General features: G+C 73.1%; 21 protein-coding genes and 2 pseudogenes. 9 read left to right on the top strand and 14 right to left on the bottom strand.

Annotated features, from left to right (window positions below):
• Nucleotides 1-26 precede the first annotated feature (26 nt).
• Complete coding sequence (locus AC3AQ1_RS00710) at nucleotides 27-410, top strand: hypothetical protein (RefSeq protein WP_159096310.1); 384 nt, start codon at nucleotides 27-29, stop codon at nucleotides 408-410.
• A 25-nt stretch (nucleotides 411-435) separates the two neighbouring features.
• On the opposite strand, the gene AC3AQ1_RS00705 is transcribed toward AC3AQ1_RS00710, so the two are convergent.
• A complete protein-coding gene (locus AC3AQ1_RS00705; protein WP_108717412.1) occupies nucleotides 436-954 on the bottom strand; it encodes a hypothetical protein in 519 nt (172 codons plus the stop codon).
• On the opposite strand from AC3AQ1_RS00705, the gene AC3AQ1_RS00700 reads away from it, so the two are divergent.
• Nucleotides 929-1,120, top strand: coding sequence for a hypothetical protein (locus AC3AQ1_RS00700; protein WP_108717411.1), 192 nt, complete (start codon nucleotides 929-931; stop codon nucleotides 1,118-1,120). The genes AC3AQ1_RS00705 and AC3AQ1_RS00700 overlap by 26 nt on opposite strands.
• 69 nt (nucleotides 1,121-1,189) lie before the next feature.
• On the opposite strand, the pseudogene AC3AQ1_RS00695 reads toward AC3AQ1_RS00700, so the two are convergent.
• Both AC3AQ1_RS00695 and AC3AQ1_RS00690 read right to left on the bottom strand, forming a co-directional pair.
• Nucleotides 1,190-1,963 (bottom strand): annotated as a pseudogene (locus AC3AQ1_RS00695) (phosphotransferase).
• A gap of 199 nt (nucleotides 1,964-2,162) precedes the next feature.
• Nucleotides 2,163-2,831, bottom strand: coding sequence for a TetR/AcrR family transcriptional regulator (locus AC3AQ1_RS00690; RefSeq protein ID WP_108719865.1), 669 nt, complete (start codon nucleotides 2,829-2,831; stop codon nucleotides 2,163-2,165).
• A gap of 98 nt (nucleotides 2,832-2,929) precedes the next feature.
• Between AC3AQ1_RS00690 and AC3AQ1_RS00685 the strand changes: the two genes are divergently transcribed.
• Complete coding sequence (locus AC3AQ1_RS00685; protein ID WP_108717410.1) at nucleotides 2,930-4,222, top strand: MFS transporter; 1,293 nt, start codon at nucleotides 2,930-2,932, stop codon at nucleotides 4,220-4,222.
• Nucleotides 4,197-5,030, top strand: coding sequence for a phosphotransferase (locus AC3AQ1_RS00680; RefSeq protein ID WP_108717409.1), 834 nt, complete (start codon nucleotides 4,197-4,199; stop codon nucleotides 5,028-5,030). The genes AC3AQ1_RS00685 and AC3AQ1_RS00680 overlap by 26 nt, the downstream gene beginning before the upstream one ends.
• Here the strand turns inward: AC3AQ1_RS00680 and AC3AQ1_RS00675 are convergent.
• The 4 genes and pseudogenes from AC3AQ1_RS00675 to AC3AQ1_RS00660 all read right to left on the bottom strand — a co-directional run.
• Nucleotides 4,996-6,153 carry an RNA polymerase sigma factor gene (locus tag AC3AQ1_RS00675; protein WP_108719864.1) on the bottom strand — a complete coding sequence of 386 codons (1,158 nt, stop codon included), beginning with the start codon at nucleotides 6,151-6,153 and terminating at the stop codon, nucleotides 4,996-4,998. The two genes, AC3AQ1_RS00680 and AC3AQ1_RS00675, sit on opposite strands and share 35 nt — an antisense overlap.
• A 5-nt stretch (nucleotides 6,154-6,158) precedes the next feature.
• Nucleotides 6,159-6,566 (bottom strand): YciI family protein, encoded by a 408-nt coding sequence (locus AC3AQ1_RS00670; RefSeq protein WP_108717408.1) that lies wholly within the window; start codon nucleotides 6,564-6,566, stop codon nucleotides 6,159-6,161.
• A 173-nt stretch (nucleotides 6,567-6,739) separates the two neighbouring features.
• Complete coding sequence (locus tag AC3AQ1_RS00665) at nucleotides 6,740-6,862, bottom strand: hypothetical protein (protein WP_255421201.1); 123 nt, start codon at nucleotides 6,860-6,862, stop codon at nucleotides 6,740-6,742.
• Nucleotides 6,863-7,142: 280 nt separating this feature from the next.
• A pseudogene (locus AC3AQ1_RS00660) lies at nucleotides 7,143-7,253 on the bottom strand (DUF4304 domain-containing protein); the annotation flags it as partial.
• Between the two features lie 39 nt (nucleotides 7,254-7,292).
• On the opposite strand from AC3AQ1_RS00660, the gene AC3AQ1_RS00655 reads away from it, so the two are divergent.
• The 4 genes from AC3AQ1_RS00655 to AC3AQ1_RS00640 all read left to right on the top strand — a co-directional run bounded on the left by AC3AQ1_RS00655 (nucleotide 7,293) and on the right by AC3AQ1_RS00640 (nucleotide 10,154).
• On the top strand, nucleotides 7,293-7,820 hold the full coding sequence (locus tag AC3AQ1_RS00655; protein ID WP_234417619.1) for a P-loop nucleotide/nucleoside kinase family protein: 528 nt from the start codon (nucleotides 7,293-7,295) through the stop codon (nucleotides 7,818-7,820).
• Nucleotides 7,821-7,891: 71 nt separating this feature from the next.
• The gene (locus tag AC3AQ1_RS00650) at nucleotides 7,892-8,599 is read left to right on the top strand and encodes a histidine phosphatase family protein (protein WP_108719862.1); all 708 of its coding nucleotides are present in this window, start codon (nucleotides 7,892-7,894) and stop codon (nucleotides 8,597-8,599) included.
• Between the two features lie 216 nt (nucleotides 8,600-8,815).
• Nucleotides 8,816-9,529 (top strand): alpha/beta fold hydrolase, encoded by a 714-nt coding sequence (locus AC3AQ1_RS00645; RefSeq protein ID WP_108717406.1) that lies wholly within the window; start codon nucleotides 8,816-8,818, stop codon nucleotides 9,527-9,529.
• A gap of 73 nt (nucleotides 9,530-9,602) precedes the next feature.
• The gene (locus tag AC3AQ1_RS00640; RefSeq protein WP_108717405.1) at nucleotides 9,603-10,154 is read left to right on the top strand and encodes a DUF1697 domain-containing protein; all 552 of its coding nucleotides are present in this window, start codon (nucleotides 9,603-9,605) and stop codon (nucleotides 10,152-10,154) included.
• A gap of 30 nt (nucleotides 10,155-10,184) precedes the next feature.
• Here the strand turns inward: AC3AQ1_RS00640 and AC3AQ1_RS00635 are convergent, their stop codons facing one another.
• The 7 genes from AC3AQ1_RS00635 to AC3AQ1_RS00605 all read right to left on the bottom strand — a co-directional run bounded on the left by AC3AQ1_RS00635 (nucleotide 10,185) and on the right by AC3AQ1_RS00605 (nucleotide 15,003).
• Nucleotides 10,185-10,772 carry a MerR family transcriptional regulator gene (locus AC3AQ1_RS00635; RefSeq protein ID WP_108717404.1) on the bottom strand — a complete coding sequence of 196 codons (588 nt, stop codon included), beginning with the start codon at nucleotides 10,770-10,772 and terminating at the stop codon, nucleotides 10,185-10,187.
• Between the two features lie 218 nt (nucleotides 10,773-10,990).
• Nucleotides 10,991-11,509 carry a bifunctional nuclease family protein gene (locus AC3AQ1_RS00630; protein WP_234417617.1) on the bottom strand — a complete coding sequence of 173 codons (519 nt, stop codon included), beginning with the start codon at nucleotides 11,507-11,509 and terminating at the stop codon, nucleotides 10,991-10,993.
• A gap of 8 nt (nucleotides 11,510-11,517) precedes the next feature.
• Nucleotides 11,518-12,321, bottom strand: a complete 804-nt coding sequence (ftsR, locus tag AC3AQ1_RS00625) for a transcriptional regulator FtsR (protein WP_234417615.1) — start codon at nucleotides 12,319-12,321, stop codon at nucleotides 11,518-11,520.
• Complete coding sequence (locus AC3AQ1_RS00620; protein WP_108717403.1) at nucleotides 12,318-12,776, bottom strand: FHA domain-containing protein; 459 nt, start codon at nucleotides 12,774-12,776, stop codon at nucleotides 12,318-12,320. The genes ftsR and AC3AQ1_RS00620 overlap by 4 nt, the downstream gene beginning before the upstream one ends.
• Before the next feature lie 40 nt (nucleotides 12,777-12,816).
• Nucleotides 12,817-13,743: a DUF881 domain-containing protein gene (locus tag AC3AQ1_RS00615; RefSeq protein WP_108717402.1), complete on the bottom strand. Its 927-nt coding sequence runs from the start codon at nucleotides 13,741-13,743 to the stop codon at nucleotides 12,817-12,819.
• 4 nt (nucleotides 13,744-13,747) lie between these two features.
• On the bottom strand, nucleotides 13,748-14,080 hold the full coding sequence (locus tag AC3AQ1_RS00610; RefSeq protein ID WP_108717401.1) for a small basic family protein: 333 nt from the start codon (nucleotides 14,078-14,080) through the stop codon (nucleotides 13,748-13,750).
• Nucleotides 14,077-15,003: a DUF881 domain-containing protein gene (locus AC3AQ1_RS00605; RefSeq protein ID WP_108717400.1), complete on the bottom strand. Its 927-nt coding sequence runs from the start codon at nucleotides 15,001-15,003 to the stop codon at nucleotides 14,077-14,079. The genes AC3AQ1_RS00610 and AC3AQ1_RS00605 overlap by 4 nt, the downstream gene beginning before the upstream one ends.
• Before the next feature lie 98 nt (nucleotides 15,004-15,101).
• Between AC3AQ1_RS00605 and AC3AQ1_RS00600 the strand changes: the two genes are divergently transcribed.
• Entirely contained in the window at nucleotides 15,102-16,190 is a 1,089-nt protein-coding gene (locus tag AC3AQ1_RS00600; protein ID WP_108719859.1) for a TIGR03560 family F420-dependent LLM class oxidoreductase, read from the top strand.
• The last annotated feature ends 11 nt before the right edge of the window (nucleotides 16,191-16,201 follow it).

Here is a 16,201-nt window from a genome sequence, read left to right as displayed (position 1 = left end):
CGGGAGCAGCCTGGAGTCTCTGGGACATGCTCCCCTTCCCCGACACCAGCACGATCGTCGCGCTCCTCATCAGCGTGTCGTTGTCATTCATCTCGGCGATGATGTGGCGTGCCGGAGCGTCGCGCGCTGACTCCTCGTCAGTCGTAGGCAGATGCGCGTTCTGGGGCTTCGCGGCCTCGGCGACAGCAGTTCTGCTCCTGCTGATGGTGCTGGTCGGGGAGATTCCGGACGCGAGGCCCTGGCTCAGGGCCGCGGTCGCTCTGGCGGCTCCGGTCTTCGCATGCCTCGCTGCGGCCAAGCGCGTCACGCTGACGTGGTTCGGCGTCTCCCTTGCGCTCTTCTCCGTGTTGCTGTGGACCGCGGTGGTCGTCCTCCACCAGCACAACTGGCTCAGCCCTTACCCTCAGTGAACACGTCCTCCGAGGACGTCGACCGTCACTGCTCGCGGTACGCGGGCACCAGTGACGCGGTGGAGCAGTACCGCAGCGTGTCCGCCGCGACCGACGTGTCCCCCGGACCCAACGGGTCCACGTAGGTGGCCAGGTAGAACCCGTAGTCGGGGAAGTGGGAGACGAGCGGGTTGTCCTCGAACGACCGGAGCTGCGCGACGGCGTACTCGGCGTCCTCGACGTTCCCCAGGTCGTACTGGCTCACCGCCTCCGACAACCAGGCACACTGCCAGTCGAGCGCCATCTTCGCCTTGAAGTAGCCCTCCTCGTACCAGACCTTTGTCGGCTGTGACGCACCGTCGGGGAGATCGTCGCCCGACTCCAGCGCGGAGATCTGTGACTCCAGCTCCGGGAACGCCTCGATCAGCCCCCACGTGGAGCCGGGAGGCATCGGGAGGATCGGCTCGGCTTCTGCGCGCTCCTGCGCCGACTGCTCCCTGGCCTCGCGGAGGTTGGTCCTCAGCTCCTCGAGCCAGCCGATGCTCGCCGCGCTCAACGTAGGCACGCTTGTGACGGTAGCCGCCGATGTCGTCGGTGCCGACGCGGGCGAGGGCGACTCAGCGCTCTCCGCCGTCCCTCCCGTCGCGACCGCGCACGCCGACAACCCCCACGCCACCATCGCCACGGTCAGTGGGAGCGACCCCCGCCTCATCCTCGACACCCTCTCCTGAGCTCCACCCCGCCTCGTCGCGGGCCTGGACCCCATCTTGCGGCAGAGGTGCGCAGGACTGCGCGCGCCCTCACCGCAGCCGCACGCCGACCTCCGCTGCGATCCTCTCCACCATCACGGTGAGCCGCTCGACCCGAGCGGGCATGGTGTGGCGATAGCTCGCGATCGTGAGCAGGCCGGGACCGACGAACGCCCACGCCCGGGCACGGGACCACGTCGCCTCGTTTGCGCCCGCGGAGGCCCGGAAGACCTCTCGAGCCGGGCCGTCGAAGATGCTCCACGCGTAGAGCAGGTCCACGGACCTGTCCCCCACACCAGTGCCGCCGAAGTCGACGACGCCGGCGAGCTCGCCGTCGGGCCCGACGAGAAGGTTCTCCTCCGAGAGGTCCGTGTGCACGACACACGGCGCCTCCGACGCTCCCGGGACCTCGCGCACCCGACGCCACGCCTCGCGGACCCCGGCCGGGTCGAACAGATCGGCCAGCGCGTCGGTCGCGTCCTCGGCCCACCCGTCGATCGCGTCGGTGACCGGCTCTCCGCAGCGGTAGCCCCAGTGTTCGGACCCGGCGGTCACGTCGGGTGGGTCGACGAGGTGCAGGCTCCGGACGAACGCGCCCAGCGACCGGGCCAGGCGCGCCTACCGCGGCCCGTCCAGCGAAGTCGGCAGCGGCGGCTCCCCCGGCACCCAGGTCACCACCGTCCACGGCCGGGCGAAGAGCACGCTCGGCCCGCCCACGGCGACCACCTCGGGCACGGCCACGGGCAGGTGAGGCGCGAGGCGCGGCAGCCAGTGCAGCTCGTTCTCCAGGTCCCAGACGTAGCGGTCGGACCGCGGCAGGCGCACGGCCAGCGCGTCCCCGACCCGGAACACCCAGTTGCTGCTCCCCTGGGTCTCGCTCGCCCGCACGGGCTGGTCGGCCAGCTCAGGGATTTGCTCCCGCAGCAGCGCGGTGACGAGATTCGGGTCCGGAACGGCGTCCGCCGGCCGAGCAGTGGGTGCGCTCACCTCGCGATGTTGGCGGAGTCGCCCGCCGACGCCGTGTCTATTTCGACGCGGTGAGGCGCCCGACGGCGAGCTCCACCTCCCGTGCATCCCGCGCCTGCGCGTCGAGCGCGCGATGGATCGTGAGCCCCTCGATCAGCGCGTCCAGCATCCGCGCGGTCTCCGGATCGAAGTGGCGCTCGAGCGCCGCCCGGCTGCGAGCCATCCACGCCGTCGTGAGGTCGCGGTACGCGGCGTCGCGCGCCGCGAGCGTGTAGAGCTCGTGGGACAGCACGAGCTCGCGCTGGCTGGTGAACACGTCCTCGAGGATGAGGGCCACGACGGCGTCGCGTGCCTCCTCGCGCGACCTCGCCTGCGCCATCCGCGCCTCGAACCGATCGCTGACCGTGGTCGCGAACCGCGCGAACGCCTCGTGCAGGAGCTCCCCCATGCCGTCGAAGTAGTACGTCATGGCGCCGAGTGGCACGTCAGCCTCCGCCGCAACCCTGCGATGGGACGTCCCCGCGACGCCGTCGCGTGCGATGACGTCGAGGCAGGCGTCGACGATCCGGTCGCGTCGGCCGGGGTCGTTGCGCCTGCCCTGGCGGGAACCCCGGCGTGACGTCTCGCCCGGACCACGTGAGGCCGACCCCGTCGGCGAGCGCTCCCCTCCCCCACGCGACGCCGACGGCGAGCGCTCCTCTTCCAGGGCGGCCTCGCCGTCGTGCATGGTCGTCACGAGACGTGACGCTACCCGGAGTGTGTACGTACGTCCATAGACGTGCGTACGATGGGCCGACCGCACGACGCCCCCGAGAGGCCCGCTCGATGTACTCCCTCCTCCTGGCGATCATCTACGTCGCCTTCGTGAGCCTCGGGCTGCCGGACTCCCTCGTCGGCTCCGGCTGGCCCGTGATGCACGAGGACCTCGGCGTCCCCCTCGCCTACGCCGGCATCATCACGATGCTCATCGCGGGCGGCACCATCGCCTCCAGCCTCCTGTCGGAGCGGCTCACCCGACGGTTCGGAGCCGGCCTCGTCACGGCGGTCAGCGTCGGCATGACCGCCGCGGCGCTGCTCGGCTTCTCGGTCACCGGATCGTTCTGGGTCCTGTGCCTGTGGGCGATCCCGTACGGGCTCGGCGCCGGTGCCGTCGACGCCGCTCTCAACAACTACGTCGCCCTGCACTACGCCGCGCGCCACATGAACTGGCTGCACAGCTTCTGGGGCGTCGGCGCCTCGATCAGCCCCTTCGTCATGAGCTACGCGATCACGTCCGGCCTGGGCTGGTCCGGCGCCTACCGGACCATCGGCGTGGTGCAGGTCGTGCTCACCGGCCTGCTCCTGGCGAGCCTGCCGCTGTGGGGCAAGGTCCATCCGCGCGTTCCCGCGCACGACGGCGAGCCCGCCCCCGCGCACGACGGCGAGCCCGCCCCCGCGCACGACGGCGAGCCCGCCCCCGCGCACGAGCCCACCTCGCGCGGTGGTCACGTCCCCCTGGCGACCGCCCTGCGGATCCCCGGCGTCCCCCTGGTGCTGCTCGCCTTCTTCGCGTACTGCGCGCTCGAGAGCACCTCGATCCTGTGGGCGTCGACCTACCTCGTCACCGACCGCGGCGTGACCCCCGCGACCGCGGCCGCCTTCGCCTCGCTGTACCTGCTCGGCATCACCGGCGGCCGGTTCCTCGCGGGCTTCGTGGCCGACCGCATCGGCGACCGCGCCCTCATCCGTGGCGGCTTCCTCACCGTGGCGCTCGGCGTCGTGCTCATCGCCCTGCCGCTGCCGACGCCGGTCCTCGCACTCGCGGGACTCGTCGTCGCCGGCCTCGGCAGCGCGCCGATCTATCCCGCGATCATCCACTCCACCCCGGTGAACTTCGGCCGCAACAGCTCCCAGGCCATCATCGGTATCCAGATGGCCGCGGCCTACAGCGGCTCGACCTTCATGCCGCCGCTGTTCGGCGTCCTGTCGGGCTGGGTGGGCCTGTGGATCTTCCCGCTGTTCGTCGGCGTCCTCGCGGTCCTCGGCCTGGTCATGTCCGAGCGGCTCAGCGGGCTGGTCGCTCGTCGTGCCTCGACGTCGGTACCGTCGAGCGATGCCGCCGCCTCCCGAACCCCCTGAAGAGCCGCTCGCCGGCGGGAACGCGAGCGGCGCCGTCGTGCGCGTGGGTGACACGGTCCGCAAGCCGTGGACCGAGGCCACTCCGACGGTGCTGGCCTACCTGCACCACCTGCGCGGACGCGGCGTCGACGCGCCGCGCCCCCTCGGCCGGGACGAGCGCGGACGCCTCGTGCTCGAGTACGTGCCGGGCGAGCTCGCGATGGCACGGCAGCCGCTGGACGACGCGCTCCTGCGACGCGTCGGTGGCCTCGTACGGTCGATCCACGACGCGAGCGTGGGCTTCTCCCTGCCTCGCGAGCACCCCGTGCTGCTGCCCGCGGCGGAGCCGGACCTCATGTGCCACCAGGACCTCGCGCCCTGGAACCTCGTGCTCGACGGCGAGCGCCTCGTCTTCATCGACTGGGACGGCGCAGGACCGAGCTCGCGCCTGTGGGACCTCGCCTACGCCGCGCAGTCCTTCGCGCACCTGGTGGACGGCGAGCGCCCGGCCCACGCCGCCTGCCGCCTTGCCGCGTTCGTCGACGGGTACGGGGCCGACACCGCGCTGCGCCGCGCCCTGCCCGACGCGATGACCCGGCGCTGTCGGGCCATGTACGACCTGCTGCGGCGCTCCCACGAGTCGGGCGTCGAGCCGTGGGGCTCGATGTACACCAGCGGTCACGGCGCGCACTGGGCGGGCGCCGCAGGGTACGTCGAGCGGCACTCGGCCGCCTGGGCGGACGCGCTCGCCGTCGAACCCGGCTCGTCTGGTGCGCCTGCCGCGCCTGGTGCGCCTACGGCGCCGGGGGTGCCGCCGCGCGCTGGTTGAGCCGTGCCGCCTGCAGCACGAGGTGGTCGCGCTCCGCCGCACTGGTCGCCGCCCGCGCCGCCTCGGCGTACAGCGCGGCCGCGGTGACGAGGTCGCCGTCGCGCTCGTGCAGGTGCGCGGCCACCGCGGCGTACCGCGGCAGCCCGGGGTCCAGCTCGTCGAGCGCGGCGAGCCCGGCGCGGGCCCCGTCCGCCTCCCCCACCGCGACCGCGCGGTTGAGCAGAACGACGGGGTTGGGCGTGAGGCGGACCAGCTCGTCGTACCACTCGACGATCTGCACCCAGTCGGTCTCCGCCGTCGTGCGGGCGTCCGCGTGCAGCGCGGCGATCGCCGCCTGCGCCTGATACTCCCCGAGGCGGTCGCGGGCGAGCGCGGCCTGCAGCAGCGCGACGCCCTCCGCGATTGCGGCGGTGTCCCAGCGGGTGCGGTCCTGCTCGGCGAGCGGCACGACGGCGCCGTCCGCCGTTCGCCGAGCGGCTCGTCTCGCGTGGTGCAGCAGCATGAGGGCGAGCAGGCCGAGCACCTCCTCGTGGTCGACGAGCGCCGCGAGCTGCCGCGTGAGGCGGATCGCCTCCGCCGCGAGGTCGACGTCACCCGAGAACCCCTCGTTGAAGACGAGGTAGAGCACGCGCAGGACCGTTCCGACGTCGCCGGGCTCGTCGAGCCGGACGCCTGCGACCGTCCGCTTGGCGCGGCTGATGCGCTGCGCCATCGTCGCCTCGGGCACCAGGTACGCCTCGGCGATCTGCCGGGTGGTGAGCCCCGCGACCGCGCGCAGCGTCAGCGCCACGGCCGACGCGGACGTGAGGCTCGGGTGGGCGCACAAGAAGTACAGCGCGAGCGCGTCGTCGTGGGCGGACCCCAGGGGCGGCGCCGGCTCGCGCGCCACACGTAGCTCCCGCTCGCGCCGCGACGTCTGGGCCCTGGTGGCGTCGAGGAACTTGCGCCACGCGACCGTGACGAGCCACGCCGTCGGGTCCCGAGGCGGTTCGCCCGGCCAGCGGTGAAGCGCCTCGACGAGCGCCTCCTGCGTCGCGTCCTCGGCGGCGGCGAAGTCCGCGCCGCGGCGGACGAGGGCCCCGATCACCGACGGCGTGAGCGCCCGGACGAAGCCCTGGTCCACCGCGGTCACTCCGTGACGGTCGGCGGCTCGCTGAGGAACGGCCGCAGCTCGAGCCACTCGTGGATCGGCTTCCCGCCCGCCCCTGGCGCGGAGGACAGCTCGGCGGCGAGCTCGAGAGCGCGCTCACGGGAGTCGACGTCGATCGCCATCCACCCCGCGATCAGGTCCTTCGTCTCGGCGAAGGGGCCGTCGGTGACCGGGGGGCGACCCTCGCCGTCGAACCGCACCCAGGTGCCCTCGGGTGCGAGCGCCTGCGCGTCGACGAACTCGCCCGACTCCTCCAGCCGCGACGCGAAGTCCTGCATGAACTGGATGTGCGCCGCGACCTCCTCGGGCGTCCAGCGGTCCATCGGCACGTCGTTCTCGGCGGCCGGGGCGCCGCGGTAGTGCTTGAGCAGGAGGTACTTGGCCATCGTCGGCTCCTTCGATCGGTGCGGCCATTCTGGCCGCGCTCGTCCGGGGGACGAAGCACCGCGGCGGATCTCGACATCTCCGGCGCCACCGCGTACGAGAGGTTCTTCCCGGGTAGGCGCGGCGTGTCAGCGTCTCCTCGACATCACGCCGAAGTCACCCCGAGCTGCCCGAGTCACCCCGCCGGGAGCTCCTGGCCCCGTCGGGCGAGCTCCGCGCGCGCGTCACGGAGCGCGAACCACGGCTTGGCGGTGAGGAACGGCACGAGGTCGACGATCGACGGCGTGCGCTCGAGCATGTCCGCCACCGGAAGCACGACGGCGCGGCGCACTTCCGCGGCGAGCGCCTCCTGGCATCGTGCTGCTCACCTCCTCGTCCAGCAGCGCGATCCCGGGGACCTCGACCTCGGTCACCCCGTCGCCTCGCCCGAGGCGTGTCGGCTCGATCACGCCCGTCTCCTGCGCGCGGAGCCGGAGGAGACACCGGTTCTCCGACCGGAACGACGACGCGTCCACGTCCCACCCGAGGTTGAGGTAGCAGCTCCCGCTCCCCCACGGCGAGCGCTGCAGGTTAACCACCTGGTACTCGACCGCGGAGGTGGTCCGGTACCAGTTCCGGGCGCGCTTGCGGAAGCCGCGCTGCTTGAGCACCTCCACGCACACGCCCTCGACCCGCGTCGCCGCGTCCATCCACCGAGCATCGCACGCTCCGCCACTACCGTGGCCGTCGTGACGTCACCTGCGCCCGGGCCCGGGTCCGAGGACCGGGTGGTCCTCGCGCCCGGCCCCGAGGACCGGGTGGTCCTCATCTGCGGGCCCGCGGGCTCCGGAAAGTCGACGCTCGCCGGCCGGCTCGCCGCCGGCGGCGCCGTCGTGCTCTCCTTCGACGAGGAGGCGTGGGCCCGCGGCCACCGCGTCCACCCTCTGCCGGACGACGCCGCGCGCTCGATCCACGCCGAGCTGCAGCGGCGCCTCGTCGCGCTCGTCCGCGACGGCGCGCGAGTCGCCGTCGACACCTCGTTCTGGTCGCGCGCCTCGCGCGAGGCCTACCGCGCAGTGCTGCGGCCGCTCGCCGTCGAGCCGGTCGTCTACTACCTCGCGACGCCGCGCGCCGTCGTGCTCGACCGACTCCGCGAGCGGCGGGGCAACGGGCCGCACGACGTGATCGTCCCGGCCGACCTGGCCGCGGCGTACCTCGACGGGTTCGAGGTCCCGACGGCGGACGAGGGTCCGCTGCGCATCCTTACCGGCGCGTAGCCCTCGCGGTGCAGGGCCGCACAAACCAGTCAGCCGGTCCTGCCTCACGCGCCGCGACGTAGGGTGGCGTGGTGCGCCTGATCCTCGTCCGGCACGGCCAGACCCACTCCAACGTCGGCCACCACCTCGACACCGCCGAACCCGGAGCCGACCTCACCGACCTCGGGCGTGCCCAGGCCGAGGCGCTCGTCGAGACGCTCGGCGACACCGGGATCGGGGCGCTCTACGCCTCGACCCTCGTCCGAACGCAGCAGACCGCCGCGCCCCTGGCCCGCGCGCTCGAGCTGCCCGTCCAGGTGCGCCGCGAGATCCGCGAGATCGGCGCCGGGTCGCTGGAGATGTCCAACCACCACGACGACGTCCAGACCTACCTGCGCATCGCCCTCGGCTGGATCGACGGGGACCTCAGCACGCGCATGCCCGACGGCGAGGAGGACGGCGCGCAGACCCTCGCCCGGTTCGACGGGGTGGTCGCCGAGGCGGCCGAGTCCGGCGCCGAGGTCGCGGCGCTCGTCACGCACGGCGCGATGATCCGCGTGTGGGTCGCGGCCCGCGCGCGCAACGCCCACGCCCGCGACGTCGCCTACGCGCCGGTGTCGAACACCGGTGCCGCCGTCCTCGTCGGCGAGCCGGGTGAGTGGCACCTCGAGCGCTGGCACGAGCCGGCGCTCGGCGGTCCGGAGCTCGCCGATCCCACGTCCGACGGCGCGGCCGCCGAGGTGGTCGAGCCGCCGCAAGGTGAGGCTGTCACCGAGGAAGCAGCTCCACCCGCTCGGTGAGTCGTTGGGCTCGCCGCGGTCGCCTTGTCCACCTCAGACGCGGCTGCGCTGTTCCCGACGCGTCTCACGTGGACGCTGCCGTCGCCACGTCCACCTCAGACGCGGCTGCGCTGTCCTCGGCGCGGTCGACGTGGATGCTGCCATCGCCACGTCCACCTCAGACGCGGCGCACCCCGAGGTTCCGTGTTGTCGGAGGGCCGGTCTAGCGTGGCAGGCATGCGCATCATCCTGGTACCGGGGTTCTGGCTCGACGGATCGTCCTGGGACGACATCACTCCCCCGCTCGTCGAGGCGGGGCACACGGTCGAGCCGGTCACGCTGCCCGGCGCCGAGCGGGAGAACGACCACCGTGCGGAGGTGACGCTCGCCGACCAGGTCGACGACGTCGTCGCGCGCGTGGACGCGAGCGTCGAGCCGGTGGTGCTCGTGGGGCACTCCGGCGGCGGCGCGGTCATCCACGCCGTGGTGGATGCGCGGCCCGAGGCCGTCACCCGCGCGGTCTACGTCGACAGCCTCCCCCTCGCGGCGGGCAAGTGCATCAACGACGAGCTCCCGGTGGTGGACGGCGTGATCCCGCTGCCGGACTGGTCGGTGTTCGACGACGCCGACCTCGTGGGCATGACGCCGGAGATCCGCGACGCGTTCCGTCGGATCGCGATCGACGTTCCCGCGCACGTCGCGCAGGACAAGCAGGTCCTCACGGACGAGCGCCGCTACGACGTCCCGATCACGGTGATCACGTGCGAGTTCCCCTCGGCCGACCTCCAGGCGATGGCGCAGGACGACGACCACCCGTGGCACGGCTACGTCCACGAGGTCTCCCTCGTCCGCGACGTGACCTGGATCGACCTGCCCACCGGGCACTGGCCCCAGCTGACCCGGCCGGCCGATTTCGCCGCTGCCCTCGCGGACGCGGTCGGACCGGCCTGACGAGGGTCGACGGCACGAGTTCGACGGGACGAGTTTCGGCCCGTCGAGCGCAGGTCACGAGGGGGGAGCAAGGATGACGAGCACGCGCTGGGCCCTGCTGCTGCGCGGTGTCAACGTCGGCGGCGTGACGATCCGGTCAGCCGATCTCAAGGCCTGCCTGGCCGACGCGGGCTTCGACGACGTCCGCACGGTGCTCGCGAGCGGCAACGCCCTCGTCACCGCGACCGGCGGGGCGTCTGGATCCGCGGCATCGACGGTGCGTACCCGTGCCGAGGCGGCGGTCGGCGAGCGGTTCGGGAGGGACGTGCCGCTCCTCGTGCGGACCCAGGAGGAGGTGCGCGACGCCGTCGGGCGCTGCCCGTACGACGCGGACGCGACCACGCACCACGCCTACCTCGTGCTCACCGAGGACGAACCCGCGGCGCGGGCGCTGCACGAGGCGATGGCCGCCGTCGTCGGGGACGACCCCGCGCAGGAGGCGGTCGAGCTCGGCGACCGGCTCGTCTACTGGTGGTGCCCGAAGGGGTCGTCGCTGGTCACGCCCGTGTCGAAGGTGACGGCGAAGACAAGGCTGGTCACGACCACGCGCAACGTGCGCACCATGCGCAAGCTCTGCGAGGACTGAGAGACGAGAGCGCCGAGAGCCGCCTCGGGCTCAGCCGACCTGGCGCTTCGCCGCGCGACGGTGCGCGAGCTCGTCGCCGGGGTGCACCTCGGGCTCGGCCACCTGGTTCTCCTCCGCCGCCTCGACGGGGAAGGTGGCGATGGTCGCCTCGACCTCGCGCCACACGCGGCCGACGGCGATGCCGAAGACCCCCTGGCCGCCCTGGACGAGGTCGAACACCTCGTCCGCGGAGGTGCACTCGTACACCGAGGCGCCGTCGCTCATCAGCGTGATCCGGGCGAGGTCCTCGACCCCGCGCTCGCGCAGGTGCTCGACCGCCTGGCGGATCTGCTGGAGCGAGACGCCCGTGTCGAGCAGCCGCTTGACGACCTTGAGCACGAGGATGTCGCGGAAGGAGTACAGCCGCTGCGTGCCCGAGCCGGTGGCGGGGCGCACGCTCGGCTCGACGAGCCCGGTGCGGGCCCAGTAGTCGAGCTGGCGGTAGGTGATGCCGGCGGCACGGCATGCCGTGTGGCCGCGGTAGCCGGTGTTGGCGTCGAGGTCAGGAAGCTCCTCGCCGAACAGCAGGCCCTGCGAGATCTGGTGCGACGGGACCGCACCTGCCTTGCTGCTCGCCACCCGAGGCTCCTCCCGGTCGTGCCACCTCACGGGCGTTCGCCCCGTGGCCGTCGATCCATCGTAGTCAACCTAGGGACGGGTCGGAGCCGGGTCAACGCACGTCGCCCCGACACGCCGAAGCGGGTTTCGCTACGGCATGTCTCACCCTCAAGCACAGGGTGAGACATTTGTCGAACCACTCGCCTGCCGGGCCCGACCGAACCAGCCGGTCCCGCACGTCAGGAGTCCTGGTCGTCGAAGTCCTCGGGCTCGACGCTCTCGAGGAACTCGCGGAACTCCGCCAGCTCGCCCTCGCTGTCCACGCGCGCAGCGATCCACGGTCCGCCCTGCACGCCGGCCGCGTCGAGCACGCCCGGGTGGCACAGGATCGGCACGCTCGCGCGCAGCGCCAGGGCGACGGCGTCCGAGGTGCGCGCATCGACCCGTCTGCCGCTGCCGAGCACGAGCTCGGCGAAGAACACGCCGCCGAGCAGCTTGACGATCTCGACCCGCAGCAGGCTGCCGCCCGCCGCGTGCAGGAGGTCGAGCGCGAGGTCGTGGGTCTGCGGCCGCGGAGGCGCGATACCCGCCTGGACCGAGGCGATCGCCGCGCCCTCGCGTGGTCCGATCGACACAGGGACGACGAGCTCCTCCTCGCCCGTGCTCGGCTCGTCGAGCACGAGCAGCAGCATGACCTCGCCGACCTCGGAGTCCACGTGCACCCCGAAGACGGCCAGCCGGCGCAGCTCGGCGTCCACCGGTGGGCCTAGAAGAGCCGCTCGACGCCCGAGGACACGAGCGCGCTGTGCAGGCGGCTCAGCAGGCCGGAGAGCTCGTCGGCCGCCTCGAGTGCACGCTCGCGCTGCCGGGAGTCCTGCGGGCTGTTCGGCCGACCGCGCAGCGGCGCGGTGAGCTGGGCGACGACGTCGACCTGCCGGTCCGCGGCGCTGCGCATCTGGCGCAGGTGGCGCAGGTCCACGCCCTGGCGGCCGAGCTCGGCGGCGAGCTGGACCACGGCCACGCTGTGCGCCGGGTAGCGCCCCCCGGCGTCCAGGCCGACGAGCCCGGCGGAGGTGAGCTCGGCGAGGTGCTCCGTGCTGACGCCCGCGAGCTCGGCGAGCTCAGCAGGGCGCAGTCGTGCGCTCGTCGTGGTCGCGTGCGCGGCGGTCACGGACGCCTCCTCGAGGCCGGCGTCGAGCTCGGCGAGGCGCTCGCCGATCACGCGCAGCGGCATGAACGAGTCACGCTGGGCCGCGAGGGCGAACCGCAGGCGCTCCACGTCGGCGTCGGAGAACATCCGGTAGCCGGCCGGGGTGCGCTGGGGCTGCACGAGGCCCTGGTTCTCCAGGAAGCGGATCTTCGAGAGGCTGACGGCCGGGAACTCGTTCTTCAGAATGCCCAGCACCGCGCCGATGCTCATCGTGGCCCGACGCGATACTCCGCGCGGCCACGGCTCCGTGGCGAGCGCGGCCAGGTGGCGCGGCGCCTCGTCCTCGACGCTCGGCCGCTGCTGCGGGCGGGCGGGTTCGGCGTGCACCTGGTCGGCCTGCGAGCGTGCCGCGCGCGTCACGAAGCGCCCGGCGCGCGGTTGGGGCTCGGGTGGAAGGTGAGCCGGTACTTTCCGATCTGGACCTCGTCGCCCGCGCGCAGCTCGAGCGACTCGATCCGCACCCGGTTGACGTACGTGCCGTTCAGCGAGCCCACGTCGCGCACGTCGAAGCCGTCGGACGTGCGACGGAACTCCGCGTGGCGGCGGGAGACCGTGACGTCGTCGAGGAAGATCTCCGAGCGCGTGTCCCGCCCGGCGGACGTCACGTCCGCGTCGAGGAGGAACCGCGCCCCGGTGTTGGGGCCGTGCTGCACGACGAGCAGAGCGCTCGAGGGCGGGAGGGCGTCGATCGCGGCCTGGGGCGTGGGCAGCGCGGAGGAGACGACCGGCGGCTCCGTGCCGTCGGAGACCGGCGGAAGGTGCGCCGTCGTGCTGCCGTCCTCGGCGGGCGGGTACAGCCCCTCGTCGCCGCTCATCCCCGATCCCCTTCTCCTGCACGTCCTGAGGGGGTCAACCCTATCCCGAACTGGGCGACGGGTCAGGGGCCGGCGTGGCCACCTGGGGATCTCGCAGGGTCCGCACCGACAGGATCTCCAGCTCGTCCTCGCGCGTGACGTCGGTGCGAGCGTCGTTGGACCGCAGCGTCGGGAGGGCGCCGCCGGGAATCTCCAGCGCGACCTCGAGCGTCTGCGGGTCTCCGATCGCCCGCACGAGCACGGGTGAGTCGATGAGCTGCCCGTCGACCACGGTGCCCTCGTCGGTGTCGCCGACCCACGTCGAGGCACCCACTCGCACGTCGTCGATCTCGATCGCCTCGGCACCCGCGTTGCGCAGCTCCTCGATGAGGTTGACCCACGACGACGCCGGCACGCGCGTCCCCTCGTCCACCCGCACCGTGATCTCGACGCCGGGACCCTGCACCGGCACCGTGCCCGCGAGGATCGCCTGGACCTCGGCGTTGCGCGCGGCCACCTCGGCGGCACTCACGCCGGACTCGAGGTCGTTCCGGTCGAGCACCAGCTGCGCCTGCTCCTGCTCGAGCTGGTCGTTGCGCTCGGTGATCTCGTCCAGGAGGCGGACCAGGTCGTCCTGGCGCAGCAGCGCGAGCGAGTCCGAGTGCGTCTGACGGACCTGCACCACGAGCGCGAAACCGAGCGCCGCGCACAGCACGGCGACCAGGAGGTGCGACCGGGCGCCCCACGGCGGGCGGGCCGGCGGCGACGTGGACGCGGTGGCGGGTTCGCCGTCGGGCGCGGTGGACGACGGCGAGCTCGCCTCGGCGAGCGACGTCGCCTCGGCCGGTTCGCCGGCGGGCACCCCGGCGGAGCCGGCCGACGCGGCAGGCGACGCGGCCGCGCGGGTGGGTTCGCCGTCGGGCGCGACGTCCGACTCCGGCTCACCCTCGGCGCTCTGGCGATGACGCCCGTGGCGCTCGTCCGTCATGTCGCTACGCCTTGAAGATGAGGCGCCGGATGGAGGCGGCGTTGGAGAAGATGCGGATACCGAGCACCACGATGACCGCCGTGCTCAGCTGCGAGCCGACGCCGAGCTGGTCACCGAGGAAGACGAGCAGCGCGGCGACGAGGACGTTCGAGAGGAACGACGTGATGAACACCCGGTCGTTGAACTTCCCCTCGAGCTGGGCGCGCACGCCGCCGAAGAGGGCGTCGAGCGCGGCCACGACGGCGATCGGGAGGTAGGGCTGCAGGGCGGGAGGCACGTCCGGGGAGACCACGAGGCCCACGACGATGCCGAGCGCCAGGCCGATGACCGCAATCACTGCGCTCCCCCTTCGGTGGTGGGCGTGCCGCCCGACGTTCCAGTCTGCCCAGTCTGCCCCGTGTCGCCGGTGTCGTCGGCCGGATCGGGCACGACCGTGGCGAACCGGGGCTGCGTGGTGCGCACGCCGGGCAGCCACTCCTCCTGGCGCGTGCCGGTACCGACGCCGATGTGGTACCGGTCGCGCAGCAGTGCGAGGTGCGTCGAGGCCGAGGAGCGGGCCATCGCGCTGCGCATCGCGTCGACCGGGCCGATGGCGACCACCTCGTAGGGCGAGCTCACCGGGACGAGGTCGACGAACAGCGCCGAGCCCGCGCCGCGAATCGCCCCCGACGCGCTCACCCGGACCCCGTTCACGCCGACGGCCTCCGCCCCGGCCTGCCACAACGCGTTGACGACCACCTGGAGGTCGAGCGCCTGCACGAGCTCCTCGGGGTAGGTCGTCGGGTCCTCCTGCGCCTGCGCGGAGTCGGAGAGGGTGACCACGTAGGCGGGACCGGAGACGGCCTCGACGCCGGAGGCCAGTGCGAGCCGCTGGAGCTGCTCGGTCATGGCGGGGTCGGACGCCGTCAGCTGCTCCGCCGTGAGGTCCCGCACCTGCTGGGAGAGGTCGGCGTTGGCGGCCATCAGCTCGGTCTGCCGGGTCTGCCGGTCGGTGATCTGCTCGATCAGCACGTCGCGCGCCTGGTTGCGGACGGACTGCGGCGCACGCAGCACCTGCGTCGCGGCGACGAGGCCGAGGCCAAGCGCGACGGCGAGCAGGAACACCACGGCTTGGGTCAGCCAGGTCCGGTGCGGGGCCCCGGAGATCTCCCGACGGCGAGCCGCCTCCTCGTAGGCCGGGTCCAGCGGGTGGTCGGTCACCTCGCGCAGGAGGGTCATGGAGGCGTCGGGGCGCTGCCACACCGTCCCGCTCTCGCTCACTCGTGCAGGTTACCCGGGGCTGACCTCGTCCCCGCCGTCGGGACGCGGGACGAGTCGGCAACGCGTGGACGTCAGGCGTAGGGTCCGTGCGTATGGCGATGAGGGCAGGACTGTTCGTTCCCCAGGGCTGGCGCTTCGACCTGGTGGGGATCCCGCCGGCGGAGCACTGGCGCACCATCCGCGACCTGGCCCGGCGTGCCGACGCCGGCGCGTGGGAGTCGGTGTGGGTCTACGACCACTTCCACACCACCCCGGTGCCCAGCGAGGAGGCCACGCACGAGGCGTGGACGCTCACGGCGGCCCTGGCCGCGGCGACCGACCGCGTGCGGCTCGGCCAGATGTGCACGTGCATGGCGTACCGCAACCCCGCCTACCTCGCGAAGGTCGCCGCGACGGTCGACGCCGTGAGCGGCGGTCGGGTCGAGATGGGCATCGGCGGCGGCTGGTACGAGCACGAGTGGCGCGCCTACGGGTACGGCTTCCCGCGCGCGGGCGTGCGGCTCGGCATGCTGCGCGAGGGCGTGGAGATCATGTCCCAGGCGTGGCGCACCGGGGTGGCGACGCTCGCCGGGGAGCACTACCAGGTCGACGGCGCGATCGTCCGCCCCCTCCCCCTGCAGGAAGGCGGCATCCCGCTGTGGATCGCCGGCGGCGGGGAGAAGGTCACGCTGCGGATCGCGGCCCAGTACGCGCAGTACACCAACTTCGACGGCTCCCCCGACGGGTTCACGCACAAGTCCGAGGTGCTCGCCGAGCACTGCCGCGAGCTCGGCACCGACTTCGGCGCGATCACCCGCAGCGCCAACTACAACGTGGCGATCGGCGCCACGCAGGACGAGGCGGAGGAGCGGCTGCGCGTGCTCGAGGAGCGGCTGCTGCCCCACCTCGGCGCGGAGCGGACCGCCGACCAGATCGCCGGGTACCGCGGCTCGCTCGCGTTCGGGACGCCCGAGCAGATCGTCGAGCGCCTGCAGGGCATGGTCCAGCGCGGCATGACCTACGGCATCTTCTACTTCCCCGAGGCCGCGTACGACACGTCGGGCATCGAGCTGTTCGAGCACGAGGTGCTGCCGCACCTGCAGGTGCCGGAGCTGGACCTGCACGTCCTCGAGGACGACGAGACGATCCCGCCGCGGCCGGAGGAGGACATCGCCGACGTGCTGCGGAGCGCGCCCGACCCGCACTGAGGCACGACTGA

It is taken from the genome of Miniimonas sp. S16, from assembly GCF_057748195.1.
Note: the sequence above shows the minus strand (reverse complement) of the source record. Positions and strands in the feature narration are given on the sequence as shown.